The following is a 14,573-nucleotide window of genomic DNA, read 5'->3' as shown; positions in this document are numbered from 1 at the left end:
CCCAATTTTAAAGTTTCCAGGCGATATCTCTTTAAAGCCTAAACCAACAATCAGAAAGAATAGTTAGGAAGGACTCGCCATAGATTGGGAAGGGAAACACAAATATTATTAGACGAAATCATGAAAGTGCTGTCCCGTCTAAAGTGCAAGAGTTGTAAACAAATAACCTGCCCTGACAGGTGGCAAGTCCTGCAACCTGTCAGGGCAGGTTATAGGACTAAAATAACTTGTGCAGAGACTTCGCCTGAGAAGTTTTTGAATTGAAGACCGGGAACAAAAGAACTGAGCTACATTCTATATTGTTGCATTAGCAACATCTGGCATCAGGAAAGGAGTTCTGCGCCAGATTGAGATTGATAGATTTCTTTAAAAATACTCTATAATAATTAAGCATTTCTTTAAGCGCCTCACGCAGCGTATGCTCACACCTAACGACACTTTTTATAATGGATATATTGAATCAAAAATTTCTACATACTTACTCCCCCACCCTAAAAAAATACTCACCCGAACCAACTTGCACCACCGCACAGCCCTGCTCGTAACGTGCAACAGTTACTTTACCGGCACCTTCCATCACAACTGCATTTTCTTTACAGGGTACATAAACCAATGCGGTTGTATTTACCGGTATTACTGCATGCAATGCAAAGCCATTACTGCTTTTTTCCCAGTCACTTAAGATAGTGCCATACATGCATTGGTAGCTGCCCTTTGCCCAGGTAAGGTCGCTGGCAGGTTGGGGATGGATAATAATTTTTTGAAAGCCGGGTGCGGCAGGATTAATGCCCACCAGGGAACGGTAAAACCATTCATCTACCGAGCCAAACATAGGATGGTTTTGCGAATAGACGGTGCCGGTGGGCGCCCAGGTTTCCCATAATGTGGTGGCGCCATTGGCCAGCATAAAGCCCCAGCCCGGAAAAGTTTTTTGATTGGCGATGGTATAGGCAACCTCATTGCGGTCGTTTTCCCTTAATACATCAAACATCATTTTAGTAGAAAATATGCCGGTGGATAAATGCATGTTGTGCCTTGCATATTCGCTCATCAGCACCGCCAGCGCCGAATCTTTTTCAGGTGACAGGCCATACCACAGCGCCATAGTCTGGGCACTTTGCGTGGCATTGTCAAACCGGCCTGTGTTGCGCACATTGTATTTGCTGATGATGGCTTCTTTAATGTTGCGGGCCAGCTTTGCAAATTTCACCGAATCATCCTGCTTGTGTAAAATGCCGGCAAACTCTTCGGCCAGTTTTGCATGGTGATAATAAAAACAGGAAGCGCTGAAGGCATCAGGTTTGGTATCGAGTGCTTCGTGATCGCCAATGTCCCAGTAAAATAAATCGTCTTTTGCTTTTGATTGCAGAAATTCCATTTGCTTCATAAAAGCCGGGTAATTATTTTCGATGACTTGTTTATCTCCATAAAAATCATACAACTGCTTTTGTAAAAAAGAATAACCCAGCTCCCATCCCATCGGGCCGGAGTCGCCGCCATAGCCCCTGTCTGCAATACCGGTAAAGGGCGCTATCTCTGTAATGCCGCCATCCGGTTGTTGTTCATTGGCAAAATCGGTTACGGCCTTGGTATAAAAATTCGCCATGCCGTAGTTGTAAATAAATGCGTTGGAGCTTACCACCATATCGGCGCCATAGCCCATCTTCTCCCTCGCCGGGCAATCAGATTGCACACTGAATATATTGCTGAGAAATGTCCACTGAATTACTTTATGCAGTTGGTTAAACATTTCGTTGGAACAACTAAAATTGCCCTGCTGTGCCACATCGCTGTTCATGCGCAGACCTTCAATATCCGCCAATGTTGGTTTGCCCGGCCAGCCGGTAATTTCCACATAGCGAAAGCCATGAAATGTAAATTGTGGTTGCCAGGTTTCCGTACCGCTTCCTTTTAGAATATAACCATCTTCCTGCCAGGCAATATCCGGCGAACCGGGACCGCCTGCTCCGGGGCTTTTTAGCTGAGTTGCAACGGCCGTCATAAAATTCAATCTGCCGTCCGGCCACACATCTTCGCCAAGCCGCATAGTTATTTTGGTTCCCTTTGGCCCCTTTACTTTAATGCGTGCAACGCCTGCAAAATTCTGCCCCATGTCAACAATAAAAGTATCCTTACCCTGTTCATTAATCTTTACCGGCCGGATGATTTTTGTAATCCTGATGGGCGGCGCTATTTGCGCTGTTATTATGCCTGAAGGGCCTGTAGTAATACTTGCATTTTTCCAGCCGGCCTTTCCAGCGCCAATGGTATTCCAGTTTTTTTGTTCCAGCCTGGCATCATACTTTTCACCGAGGTACACATTGTTGTGTATCACCGGGCCGGGCGCTGTCTGCCAGCTCTCATCTGTATTGATGGTATGCTTTGTACCATCAGTATAGGTGATATGAATTTCTGCCAGTACGCATGGCCGGCCGGTCTGCTGAATTTTACGCAGATCGAATCGACCGAAGATGCGCAGCGGCAGAGGGTTCCACCAGCCGCTGCCGAGCATGATGCCTGCTACATTGTTTCCTTTTTTCAGCATCGCTGTAACATCGTACACCGAATACAGCACCTGCTTTTTATAAGTAGTAAAGCCAGGTTCCAGCACGTGATCGCCGATCTTTTTACCATTTAAAAATGCTTCATAATAACCCAGCCCGCTGATGTACAACCTGGCACTGGCAATTTTTTTGCCGGCCGCAAATTCTTTTCTCAGCAATGGCATGCGGTCTTCTTTGTAATAGTCTTCATCCTTCGCCGGGTTCTTACTATCATCACTGATCCATTTGGCCGTCCAGTCATTTGCATTGAGCGTGGCCGTCTCAAAAGAATTGATTTCACTCCAGCCCGATGCTTCATTTTTTTGGTTGACCACTCTTACACGCCAGTAATATTTTGTAAAAGATTGCAGCGGCTTGCCGGCATACTCCAGCTGTATACTTTGCGCTGAAATTATTTTCCCGGTTGTCCATTGATTGCCTTTGCCCTGTTGTAATTCCTGCATCTGATCGCTTACAATAATTTCATAAGCGGACTGCAACTGATTTCTTTCTGCACTGCTTAATGTCCAGCTAAACCGCGGTGTCTTTGTATCAATCCCCAATGGGTTGACCATGTATTCGCAGGTAAGTGTGGTTGGTAGCAGAGGTATTGCAAAGCTGTTCATCAGAAAAAGACAACATAAGATTGTGAGGGTTAATACTTTTTTCAACTGCTTTATTTTATGCATCAAAATTTGAAAGATTAATTAAGGACCAGGCACGGGAGGATTACTCTCAACTCATTACTGGCTATTCACCACTCACCATTCACCATTCACCACTCATTTATCTCTTATTAGCCAGCAATCCGTTCACAGGCTTATCAGAATACACTATTACCTCACCTGCATTAAAATTAAATTCCTTAGACGGGTTTACTATTTTCAACTGCACTTTGTGTTTTCCTTTTGAAAGATCGTATTTCCAGCAAAGTTCATGACGGCGTGTTGTGTAGTTGGCGGGCAGTTCCGGGGATTCCACCAGCTTGTCGTCAATAAATAATTGGGTAGAAAAAACGAAATCTGTTGTGCTTGCCCAGGCAGCGGTCTCTCCTTTTAAAACAAAACCCGTTCCTTCAAATTCAAAGTTCAGTGCATCCTTAGCATCTGACCATTTTACCGGAATTTTTGTGACAGGGTAAATACCATCAAAAGATTTTTCCATCTTTACCGGCTTCGGTGATTGCAGTACGATGCTGATATTGTCACCATTTATTTTACCGCCGTTTCTTTCTATATTCTGCAACGCGTGTTTTAACCCGGTGGTATATACATTATCCAGGCTCATGGTAGTGTATTTAAACGGAATGTTCTCTGCTTCTTTTAAACCCATTTTCCAATAAGCAGGTATTTTATCATACCCCATGATGGCGCCTAAAATTCCACCGGCTGTTGATGGATTGCAATCCGCATCCTGTCCGCAGCGGGTGGCTATTTCAAGCGTTTTTGTAAAATCTTTTTCGCCATACAATAATCCCATCACAACATAAGCCGCATTCACTTTGGCATCTATGTTAAACGGTGCAAATACACCATCCGGGCAACCGATATCATTGGCCCATTTCTTTTGTACTTCCAGCCAGGTTTGCTTCCAGTCTGCCGGATATTTTTTATGCCAGCCAATCACATCGTTGATGCACTGGTAAAATTCACTTTGCTTTGGAATGGTTTTTAACGCCTCACTCACCACATAATTAATGTCGCTGGAAGTAAATGCCATTGAATACATCGCACCAACGAATACACCGCCATACCAGCCATCGCCATAGTTCATAATGTGACCAATTTTATCGCTGATAGCAGAAGCCGTATTGGGCATACCCGGACTCATCAGGCCCGCAAAATCTGCCTCAATCTGGTAGTCAATACAATCTGCATGCGGATTGTTTTTCCATTGCCCGCACATGGGCGCCTTCATGCCATGCAGGATATTATAGCGGCCGGCCTGGTTGGCATGCCACAACGCATAACCGGCGTGGGCAAAGGCATTGGCAAAAGAATCTACCGGCGCATCGAGTCCGTACTTTTCAAACACATCAACAAAAGTCAGGTCCATATACAGGTCATCATACAAACCGGGGTTGTTGAGCATGGTGTTTTTTAAATAGCCATCATACCATAACAGCGACTGGTAATCGCCAATAAAAGTACCGTCAAAACGAAACTCGTAAGGCCCGCCAAATGTTACGCCAATGGTTTGGCCGGCCCAGCCGCCACGGATTTTATCATTCAGTTTCTCTTTTGAAAGAGTGATTGTTTTTGTTTGTGCCAGCAACTGCAGCAGCAATAGAAAACAGGTTATAGTAAGACTTGCCTTTTTCATATGATGTGATATTTAACGGGTGTTTGTTATGAGTTGTAATATACCTTATTGCCATCACTTATAAAAGAATGCTGTTTGCTATATTCATTTCACGTTCAGTTATTTGTCTGGCAACGCATAAGCCACATAACTATCGCCGGAGGCTGTATTCATTTTACCACCACCACAGGCAATCACAATATATTGTTTGCCATTGATTGAATAAATGGCTGGTGTGGCGTAGGCCGGAACAGGCAAGTCGACCTGCCATAGTAAATTACCATTCCGCTTATTATAAGCACGCAATTTGCCATCCTTTGCTGCGGCTATAAATAACAGTCCGCCGGCCGTAACCACCGATGCACCGTAGCTTTCAACCCCTGTTGGTTCTTTGGCGTTTGGAAAAGCGGGATCATTCCCAAAGTTTTTTTTCCATACATATTTACCCGTGGAAAGATCAACTGCATTTAAAGTTCCCCACGGTGGTGCAATGGCGGGAAGCCCTTCTTTACTTAAAAATTTATTGTACCCGGTAATGGTATAAGGCAGTTTAAAAGGATCATTCTTTTTAGCCGCTGCGGTATCCACAAACTTTTTATTTTGCTGTGGCTGCAGGTTCAATACAAAAGAGGCGATGGCATTTCTTTCAACCGTATTCAATTGTTTGAATGCGGGCATCATTCTGCGGCCACTTTGTATAAGTGTATCGAAAGACGCTGCGGTGTATTTTTTTTCAACATTGATCAAAGAAGGGAAATTACCGGAACCTTTTCTTTCCGGGCCATGACAGGTCATACAATTGGAGCGATACAATCTTGTGCCGGCTTCCAGGTAATGCTCTGCTTTCACAGGAATGTTTTTGATGTCTACCGCCTGAATTACCCAGGCCATTTCGTTTGCATTTACGTACAATAAACCCGTGGTTGGATCAAAGGTTGGGCCGCCCCATTCCCCTCCACCATCCAGGCCTGGAAACACGATTGTTCCCTGCAAAGAAGGCGGGTTAAACATATTATCATTTTTATAGGATGTCCATCTTTTTTTAACCTCCTGGTAGGATGAATCGGGCAGCAGGGTATTGAGTTCTTTCTCTGTAATCAGCTGGCGCATGAACGGCGCAGGAGACGACGGCACGGGTTGGGTGGGCGATAATTTTTCGCCCGTTAAATCGCTTTGATTGGGCACCGGTGTTTCAACAATTTGGTTAAGGGGTTTTCCATTGGCCCTGTCAAACAAAAATATAAAACCAGATTTGGTGGTAACTGCAAGCGCATCAATTTTCTTACCTTCTCTTGTAATGGTTACCAGGATTGGTGGCGAACTTAAATCCCTGTCCCACACATCGTGGTGAACCGTTTGAAAATGCCAGCGCATTTTGCCAGTTGCTGCATCCAGGGCTAGTATAGAATTGGCATACAAATTATTGCCCGTTCTTCTGCCACCATAAAAATCATAGCTGGCTGAACCGGTGCAGGCGAACACTATGCCTCTTTCTTTATCCATGCTAAAACCGCTCCACACATTGGCGCCACCAATAAAACGATATGCGGTACTGTCGTCCCAGCTTTCGTAACCTGCTTCGCCTGGATGAGGTATGGTGTGAAATATCCAGGCTCTTTTACCCGTCTTAACATTGAAGGCACGTATATGTCCCGGTGCAGCAGCGGCTCCTTCATCCACCCTTGATCCCATGATGATGAGGTCATTAAAGATAATGCCCGGCGTTGTTGTTGTGATAAAAAGATCTTTCACATCCCTGTCCAGCCCATCGTGCAGGTCTATCTTTCCATCCTGTCCGAAACTCTTTACCAGATTGCCATCCAGCGCATTGACGCAATACAGGTTACTGCCTGCTGTATACAAAATGCGCTTGTCTTCTTTTCCATCCGTCCAGTAAGTAACGCCGCGACAGTTGTTCAAAATAAAAAACATGCGCTTGTCGCCATTCAATGAATCAAATGGACTGAACTGCCATTTTTCTTTACCCGTAGCCGCATCGATGGCAAACAATTTCATGTTGGGCGAAACGCCATATAACAATCCGTCAATCATAATAGGGTTGCATTGCATTTGCGAATGGTTGGCCGTGTCTACGCCGCCTGCATGATACTCCCAAACCAGTTTTAGTTGTGTCACATTGCTGGTGTCTACTTGTGTAAGCGAGGAATAATGAATGTTGGCATCAGAGCCTTTGTATTGCGGCCAGCCGCCATCGCCTGTTTTTTTGTTGCAACTGATGGTTGAAATAATTACGAGGCAATAAAACAGCTGCGCATTGATTTTTTTCATTGACAAAATTTAGATGAAAAGATTTTTTAAGAAAAGTAATTAAGCATTTTACAATCTGTATAATGGTTTTGGATAACCCGGCTGAAAGGCAGACTGGTTAAAGACAACTATTTTACATCCGGATCTTTTTTCAATTTGGTCTACTGCTGCTGAAACAAGCTGAACTATATCTTCAGCATCTGTTTGTACCCTTGCGTTTATGAGTAATGTGGCCAATGTTGATGGTGTTTTTTTTATTTCAACCATAACATCATGGTCATTGGTAAAACTAATTTTATTTGTTGCATTGATCAGCATTTTTAAATGACCAATGACATATCGTTGCTCAACAATTTTTTTATAAATCAAATTGACAAGATCTTCAGCCAGCTGCAATGCACTATTATCACTGCTGTGAATTTCAAGTTCCTGGTCGAGCCAGCCAAGTTTTGCTTCACCAGCTGCATAGGTATCGTAGTTGATATCCAGCGATGCCAGGCTGCCGGATGAATCTTCGTGATTGATTGTATCGATCCATTTTACAATATCATTTTCAACCATTGAATTCTGAAACAATATAATTTTACCCGGATATTTTTGTTGCATCAAAACCTTTATCTCAGCAAGTGTTGTTTGATCAATAAGATCCATTTTATTAACCACAATAATGCCCGCTTCTTCCAGCTGTTTTAAATAAATATAGTTTACCGTTTCATCAAACAAATTCGTTCCTCCATTCAGCATGAGCTGCAACAGCCGTACATCTGCAAAGGCAGAAATGGTTACCTGCGCTGCAGGATAAAATTGCAGTAAAGGCTTTAAAACCGTGGCAACAATATCGGTACATGAACCGACCGACTCTGCAAAAATTACGGCTGTATTATTTGCGGTTACAAGCGATTGAATGCTGCTGTCCAGTGCAGCGAAATTACAGCAGAAGCATCCTCCTGTAACCTGGCGGCCCGGGATGCCGGTGCTTTTAAAAAAATCTCCATCCACGAGTTTAATTCCCTGGTCGTTTGTAATAACACTTGTATGAATGCCTTGCTGCAACAGTGTCCTGGCAGCTGCATGGATCGCCGTAGTTTTTCCACTTCCTAAAAATCCGCTTAATAAGTGAATTTTCATTGTACATTTTTATGTTGGTGCACTTCTTTGTAACAGTCACAATCGGCATCACAGGCTTCAACTGGCAGCCGTACGGGGTAGCCCAATAACAATTCTTCGCTGGATGCTGTACGCACATCATCCACTATTACTTCAAAAATAAAACTGCGCTCTGTTAAACCAGCTTTAGCAGGTAAATGCACTGTTTTTTTATCGCCCGTCTTTAACCCTTCCAATTGCTGCTGCAGTATTTCCAAAATACCGGTACCGCCGTGCAGATAAGCGACCGGTTCACCCGTCATGGTATTTTCCAATACTTCGCCTTGCTCATTTTTCATAATGTAGCGGATAGTTACCACGCAATTTGTTGACGCTTCCATTATGCATGCATTTGTTTACCGCTTACCATTATTTTGCTGACGTCTATTTTTCCGTATACGACATTCACAGAAACTTTGCCGGCTTTTAATGTTACCGTTCCAAAGCCCGTTTCGGTTGACAAGAAAGAAGTGAAGTCGCCAATTTTTGAATCTACAAACAGGGTCTTATCAACACCATCATACCGTACACCAGTGAGCGCCTGCAGGTATCCATAACTTGATAAGGCCCGTGCATACCAGTGCCCGCATTCATATTCATTGAATGGGTTTCTTACACGGCCGTCGTAGCGGTCACGTGAGGCACGCAAAACCTCCAATCCTTCTTTTACATAGCCCATCAGCATTAAATGCGATGCCACCTGGTGTTCGATACCCGTCCATACTTCATCGCTGTATACGAAGGGCAAAGATAATTTTCCACCCTTGGGCCAGGTACACAATAACAAACCTCCTTCTTCTCCAGCCGCATAGGCGGGACGTTGCGGATTGGCATGTTCACTTAAATTATCTTTTAAATTGTATTTATGAATGGCTTTTAAATGGCTTGCAATTTTTGCCTGGTCAATCGTGTCTTCCAGGCCGCACATACGGCCAATCCAGGCACCCAGTATACCATCAGACAAACAACCTTTGCCATACTGGTATTTAGGACCTTCCTTATCCAGCAACTCTCTTGCTTCCGCCGAGTATTCGCCGCCAAATGATTTTTCCGTGGCTGGATTTTTTGCATTCAATCCCTCTACTTTTATCTGCTGGATAAAATATTCACCATCATACAAAGCGGTTTCCATCATTTTTTTGGCGCTGCTGTGTAACTGCTGGTAAGCTGCGGTATCTTTCCCTAAAAATTTACCCATCTCAATGGTGGCCTGCAGGGCGCCCACATAAAAGCTGGTGTGCATGCCATCGGGGCCCCAAAATTCTATGTCATAGGTATTGTGGTGCGGTTCTTCAATAACACCCACGTGTCTCGGATCCCACGTAGCAATACAGTAATCCATACTTTTTTGCACCATGGGAAATATTTTTTTAAGCCAGCCGGTATCACCACTTACCCGCCACTCCCTGTACACTTTCATAATGCCACCCAACTGTCCATCGGCAGCCGAATGAAACTCATGCGTAGCAGGCTTGATGGGCAAGACTGCCCTGAAATTCTGATGGCCTTTTTCGTCCTGGCTTTCGCAGAATTCTGTGTTGCGTAAACTTCTTTCGAGGGCAGGAAACAGATGGGCTACAGCCTGCGTATAATTCCATACATGCGTGCAGCTTCCATGGCAGCAGCCACCATCATCGCCACAGCCCTCCCAGTTCCATAAGCGGCCATCATACTGGCGCATCATGGTAGGTGATTTTAAAATAGTGAGGTTAGCTGCCACCGCTTCTACCACTTCCGGTGGCAATGTGCTTGCATAAAAAGCTTTTGTAAACAGCAATGAATTTTTCTTCAACGTTTCGTACTGCTTTAACCAGTGCGCAGCAACTTCCTCTACATTTTTAAACCGGCTGCTGTACCAGGGCTTATAAAACTTACCATCAAAATCATGATCATATTTATCCAAACCTATATCAGCGGGTGAGTTACAGCAACCCGAAGCCGGATCACAGTTTTCTTTGCGTTTACCCACATCGCCAAAGGTTAAATCAGAGTCAGGGGTAAACCAGGCCATCATTACCCGGATTGTTTTTTCTTTGCCCGGTGCGATGGAAAAGGGCACATACAAAGAAGCTCCCGGCGCATCTTTTTCAACCGGTGCTACGGATTTCACCTCGCCTGTTTTCACCGTGTTCCAGGCCATGGTTAACGGATCCCACCAGCCGCCCCTGAACCAGCAATGGTCAACTATTGTAGCAGCATCATCTGTAAAAATTGCAAAACTGGACGGTTGTGGCTTTTCTGTTGTGCCAGCTTCTGTTAAAACAAATCCATGTTCCAAAGAATGGATCGCATTCCTGCCTTCATCTATCTTTAAAAAATTTTTTGAGTTAAAAGAAAAAACGGCCTCTGCCGTGGTTTTTCCTGTGTTTGTAAACTGGTATTCCATTGCGGCAACTGGCAACCCTGACTGATCATCTTCAGTTGGAACGAAAGGACTCCAGCCAGTCAATTTTATTTTTAGCGGGATATCGCTGTCACTAAGATCAATATGACCAAATGGAAACTGAGTTGTGAAGCTGGCATGACGAAAATGGGGCAACCCGATGGTAGCGCCTTCTGATCCGTTACCTGCGCTACGCTGCCCAAATTTTTTCCAGTCAGGCACCGGGCCTTCTAAGAGTTTAGCGCCATTTTTTAATCCCTTAACTGATATGGCGGCAAACATGCTTGGTGTATGAAATATTTCGGGCCTGTTGCGAACGGACATATGAGAGATAGCACCTGTACCTTCCATACAAAACATACCTGCGCCGAGGCCGCCCAAAGGAAACGCCACCCTGTTAAGATTAGCGCCCTGATAGGCTGTATTGTACGGCCTGGTATTTTTTTGCGGTGATTGATTTTCGCCGGGTTCATTTTCTGGCTTTGGATTGGTGGCAGTAACAAGACCTGCAGGTAAAATAGCAGCACTGATGCTGCCCATGCTTACATTTTTTATAAAGGAGCGGCGCCCTGATTTTTCTTTCATATTTAGCAGTATCGTTTTTTGAAAATAAAAGTTAAGAATAAAATTGATTGCAGCATGCCGCTAATCGAATATAATTTGAATGAGCAGGTAATTTAATGGCTTTTAACGGGCGAACAAACCTATGCTGTACTACGCTGTCTTATAATATACAGACGCACACATATATTGAGCGTGTTACAACTTCTATTGAGTTTCAGTTTAAAAAAAAATTACAGAATACCTGCATCAGAATCCTCTGCGGATATAGTTTTCATCCTATTCAGTCTATTTTAAAAACAGTGATATTGAAAGTTTATTTGATGTATTTTGCAGCCAAAGAAAATCCAATGGTTACGACGAATCCCGGCGATGAGATTCAAAAAGATATTGATGCAGTGGGGCGCATCGCTATAGTACCCTCTTTACTGGAAGTTATTTGTCGCACAACACGAATGGGCTTTGCGGCCATAGCACGGGTGACAGATGAGAAATGGATAGCCTGCAGCGTACGGGATGAAATACTGTTCGGGCTGGAGCCTGGCGGTGAACTGGTTCTGGAGACAACCATCTGTAATGAAATAAGGCAACATCGTGAGCCAGTACTCATAGATCATGTTGCTAAAGACGAGAAATTCGCCAGCCATGCTACACCATTGATGTATGGCTTCCAAAGTTATATTACAGTACCTATTATCCGCAGAAATGGCTCTTTTTTCGGCACCCTTTGCGCCATTGATCAAACACCGGCAAAGGTGAACAACACGGGAACCATCGGCATGTTTAACCTGTTTGCTGAACTGATTTCTTTTCATTTAAATGCGATAGAAGAACTTGCATTCAGTGAGGCTAAACTCAAAGAAGAACAACGCCTGGCGGAAGTGCGGGACCAGTTTATCGCTATCCTCGGGCACGATTTGCGCAACCCTATTTCAGCGATCATGATGAGTGCCGAATTACTGGCAGCATCTAAATCAGAAGAGCAAATAACAAGTCCATCAGCATTGTAAAAAACAGTGCTTATCGTATGTCGGGCCTGGTATCCAATATCCTTGATTTCGCAAGGGGCCGCCTTGGGCCTGGTATTACGCTGGAATACAAAAAAGATGCACGCCTGGCAGACATACTTAGCCAGGTTGTTTCCGAACTGCACACGGTTTATCCGGACAGCATCATTGAGACTAACTTTGAGCTCAATCATTTTGTTGAATGTGATGGCAACCGGATTGCCCAGTTGGTGTCTAATCTTTTAAGCAACGCCATCGCTTACGGCAGGGAACATACCCCCATCATTGTACATGCAACCAGTGATGAACAAAGTTTTATCCTGTCCGTTGAGAACTATGGCAATGAAATTCCGGCTGCAACTGTCCGGCAGATTTTTCAACCTTTCTACCGCGGTAACGACCATTCCGGCAAAAAAGGTTTGGGACTCGGTTTATACATTTCCGCCGAAATTGCAAAGGCTCATGGAGGTAATTTATCCGTAACTTCTTCAAATGAAACTACCTTCTTCACCCTGCAAATACCCGTAGAAAAGCCTGTTAGTAAATGATGGAGCAGACAGGATTTTTTACTGGTCGCTTTTAAATCCTCCAAAAAAAATTATCAGGAAGTTCCAGCAGAAAGTTTGTCGGGTAGAAATTCATATGCTTTTACTCCATCTTCTTCAAACTAAAAACAGGCAAACAATTATAGTAAACCGCTTGCCTGTTGGATGAAATTGTCATTTTAATACTACTTTGTTATCGCCGCATTGAACCGGTGTCCGTACTCATCTTATTCATTGATGTGTCGTGCATGGAAGTATCCATTTTGTTACTATTGGTTCCGGTTGTTGTATCACCGTTACCTGTGTTGGAACTTGTACCGTTTGTGCACGCTGCCATGCCGATTGCAAGAATGCAACCCAGTAAACCTGTTTTCAAAATTTTCTCCATAAAATAATTTTTAGTTTTAAAGTTATTTGTTGAAGCTCCCAATAACGATACCACAACCATCCCTGGCAGTACCCGCGATTTCCTGAAAACGTTGTCCATTGTGTATAATCGCCTTTGCAACAAAATATTTTACATCCAATGTCCATGCGCCGTGGTTGGTCACATTTTCCTCATTTGTGAAAATTCATTCGCATTCATTCTCAATATTTAAAACGATTTTAATCCTGCGTAATAACGGCTGATTGATGGATGAGTGATTACAGCACCCGCTTTAAAACATGCAACAATTTCAGCAGCATTACTTACCAGGTAGCAGAAAATTTGTTGAGAGGAAAGAGAAAGGATAATGACAGTGATTTTGCATAGAATCTTTCAACATACAAGAGATAATTGTAGTTAACCGCAAAATGCCCGGTTGCTAACGGTACAAAAAATGTTAATTTCGGTTGAAGCAGTTAATAACAAAGACGCTATTTATTTATGAAACAGCAATACAGCAATCACAAGAAATATTATATACCGCATCATTTTATTTTTTTACCGATGATGCTGGCATTTATCATTCTCGGCATTCGCCAGTCTTTTAAGGATGCGGTACATCAACTGGAATGGACACTCTTCAGTATCCTTTCTTTTTGCATTTTTTATTTAGCGATTATGCTGCGCCAGCATTATGCATTGGGCAATCAAAACAGGATTGTTCGGCTGGAGTTCCGGCTGCGTTACCTGGAATTATTTGGTGAAAGTTCGAAGAAGGTAGAAGGCCAACTTAGCTTCAGCCAGATGGCTGCATTACGTTTTGCAGCTGACGATGAATTTACTGTTTTACTGGATCGTGCCCTTAAAGAAAAGCTCAGCGGAGATGAAATAAAAAAAGCGGTTAAAAACTGGCAGGCTGATACTATGCGGGTATAATCCTGGCACCTATACTCTGTTCCGTACCTGACTATTTATAACTATGGAAGATAAAAACCATTTTAAGCACGCAGATAAATTTGTGTTGAGTCGTTTTATAAAAGCACAGGCTCCTGTCTATACCACTGTGTTGAAGGAATTGAAGGAGGCTAAAAAAGTCTCCCATTGGATGTGGTTTATCTTTCCGCAGGTTGCAGGCTTGGGAAGCAGTGAAACCTCCGTATTTTACTCAATAAAAAGTTTGGATGAAGCCGCTGCTTACCTCACCCATCCTGTACTTGGTAAAAGACTGATAGAATGCAGCACAATTCTTTCTGCGATAAAAAATAAAACTGCGTACTCTATTTTCAGCACCCCGGATGATGACAAACTGCGATCCTGTATGACCTTATTCTCTTTGTTACCAAATGCACCAGATGTATTTGACCAGGTATTAGGCATTTATTTTAACGGCCAAAAAGATCAACTTACTGTTGACATTGTACAGCGTATGAAGGATTGACGGCTTCTAATCGT

Annotated in this window: 11 protein-coding genes; 4 read left to right on the top strand and 7 right to left on the bottom strand. The window is 43.5% G+C overall.

Translation table 11 applies throughout. The features are described from left to right. Positions 1 to 478 precede the first annotated feature (478 nt). The 6 genes from JWR61_RS06055 to JWR61_RS06030 all read right to left on the bottom strand — a co-directional run bounded on the left by JWR61_RS06055 (position 479) and on the right by JWR61_RS06030 (position 11,226). Positions 479 to 3,214 carry a family 78 glycoside hydrolase catalytic domain gene (locus tag JWR61_RS06055; protein ID WP_301926940.1) on the bottom strand — a complete coding sequence of 912 codons (2,736 nt, stop codon included), beginning with the start codon at positions 3,212 to 3,214 and terminating at the stop codon, positions 479 to 481. Positions 3,215 to 3,329: 115 nt separating this feature from the next. Continuing rightward, positions 3,330 to 4,865: an ADP-ribosylglycohydrolase family protein gene (locus tag JWR61_RS06050; RefSeq protein WP_301926939.1), complete on the bottom strand. Its 1,536-nt coding sequence runs from the start codon at positions 4,863 to 4,865 to the stop codon at positions 3,330 to 3,332. A gap of 99 nt (positions 4,866 to 4,964) precedes the next feature. After that, a complete protein-coding gene (locus JWR61_RS06045) occupies positions 4,965 to 7,133 on the bottom strand; it encodes a PQQ-binding-like beta-propeller repeat protein (protein WP_301926938.1) in 2,169 nt (722 codons plus the stop codon). A 48-nt stretch (positions 7,134 to 7,181) separates the two neighbouring features. After that, entirely contained in the window at positions 7,182 to 8,240 is a 1,059-nt protein-coding gene (locus JWR61_RS06040; protein WP_301926937.1) for a GTP-binding protein, read from the bottom strand. After that, positions 8,237 to 8,599 (bottom strand): peptidylprolyl isomerase, encoded by a 363-nt coding sequence (locus JWR61_RS06035; RefSeq protein ID WP_301926936.1) that lies wholly within the window; start codon positions 8,597 to 8,599, stop codon positions 8,237 to 8,239. Before JWR61_RS06035 ends, JWR61_RS06040 begins: the two co-directional genes overlap by 4 nt. Then, positions 8,599 to 11,226, bottom strand: a complete 2,628-nt coding sequence (locus JWR61_RS06030; protein WP_301926935.1) for a GH116 family glycosyl hydrolase — start codon at positions 11,224 to 11,226, stop codon at positions 8,599 to 8,601. Before JWR61_RS06030 ends, JWR61_RS06035 begins: the two co-directional genes overlap by 1 nt. Before the next feature lie 284 nt (positions 11,227 to 11,510). On the opposite strand from JWR61_RS06030, the gene JWR61_RS06025 reads away from it, so the two are divergent. Both JWR61_RS06025 and JWR61_RS06020 read left to right on the top strand, forming a co-directional pair. Beyond that, positions 11,511 to 12,212, top strand: coding sequence for a GAF domain-containing protein (locus tag JWR61_RS06025; RefSeq protein ID WP_301926934.1), 702 nt, complete (start codon positions 11,511 to 11,513; stop codon positions 12,210 to 12,212). A 17-nt stretch (positions 12,213 to 12,229) separates the two neighbouring features. Continuing rightward, on the top strand, positions 12,230 to 12,757 hold the full coding sequence (locus JWR61_RS06020) for a sensor histidine kinase KdpD (RefSeq protein ID WP_301926933.1): 528 nt from the start codon (positions 12,230 to 12,232) through the stop codon (positions 12,755 to 12,757). 190 nt (positions 12,758 to 12,947) lie between these two features. Here the strand turns inward: JWR61_RS06020 and JWR61_RS06015 are convergent, their stop codons facing one another. Further along, entirely contained in the window at positions 12,948 to 13,142 is a 195-nt protein-coding gene (locus JWR61_RS06015) for a hypothetical protein (RefSeq protein ID WP_301926932.1), read from the bottom strand. Positions 13,143 to 13,622: 480 nt separating this feature from the next. Here JWR61_RS06015 and JWR61_RS06010 point away from each other — a divergent pair, with 480 nt between their 5' ends. Both JWR61_RS06010 and JWR61_RS06005 read left to right on the top strand, forming a co-directional pair. Continuing rightward, the gene (locus tag JWR61_RS06010) at positions 13,623 to 14,057 is read left to right on the top strand and encodes a DUF6526 family protein (RefSeq protein WP_301926931.1); all 435 of its coding nucleotides are present in this window, start codon (positions 13,623 to 13,625) and stop codon (positions 14,055 to 14,057) included. A 43-nt stretch (positions 14,058 to 14,100) separates the two neighbouring features. Next, entirely contained in the window at positions 14,101 to 14,559 is a 459-nt protein-coding gene (locus JWR61_RS06005) for a DUF1810 domain-containing protein (protein ID WP_301926930.1), read from the top strand. Positions 14,560 to 14,573 lie beyond the last annotated feature (14 nt).

Origin of the sequence: Ferruginibacter sp. (assembly GCF_028288465.1) — a bacterium.
Taxonomy (GTDB): Bacteria; Bacteroidota; Bacteroidia; order Chitinophagales; family Chitinophagaceae; genus Ferruginibacter.
The sequence above is the reverse complement of the archived record's forward strand: the minus strand, read 5'-3'. Positions and strand labels throughout refer to the sequence as shown.

Coding starts and splice junctions, on each gene's coding strand:
- JWR61_RS06010 (WP_301926931.1), top strand. CDS start 13,623: ATGAAACAGCAATACAGCAATCACAAGAAATATTATATACCGCATCAT.
- JWR61_RS06050 (WP_301926939.1), bottom strand. CDS start 4,865: ATGAAAAAGGCAAGTCTTACTATAACCTGTTTTCTATTGCTGCTGCAG.
- JWR61_RS06005 (WP_301926930.1), top strand. CDS start 14,101: ATGGAAGATAAAAACCATTTTAAGCACGCAGATAAATTTGTGTTGAGT.
- JWR61_RS06030 (WP_301926935.1), bottom strand. CDS start 11,226: ATGAAAGAAAAATCAGGGCGCCGCTCCTTTATAAAAAATGTAAGCATG.
- JWR61_RS06020 (WP_301926933.1), top strand. CDS start 12,230: ATGTCGGGCCTGGTATCCAATATCCTTGATTTCGCAAGGGGCCGCCTT.
- JWR61_RS06045 (WP_301926938.1), bottom strand. CDS start 7,133: ATGAAAAAAATCAATGCGCAGCTGTTTTATTGCCTCGTAATTATTTCA.
- JWR61_RS06040 (WP_301926937.1), bottom strand. CDS start 8,240: ATGAAAATTCACTTATTAAGCGGATTTTTAGGAAGTGGAAAAACTACG.
- JWR61_RS06015 (WP_301926932.1), bottom strand. CDS start 13,142: ATGGAGAAAATTTTGAAAACAGGTTTACTGGGTTGCATTCTTGCAATC.
- JWR61_RS06035 (WP_301926936.1), bottom strand. CDS start 8,599: ATGGAAGCGTCAACAAATTGCGTGGTAACTATCCGCTACATTATGAAA.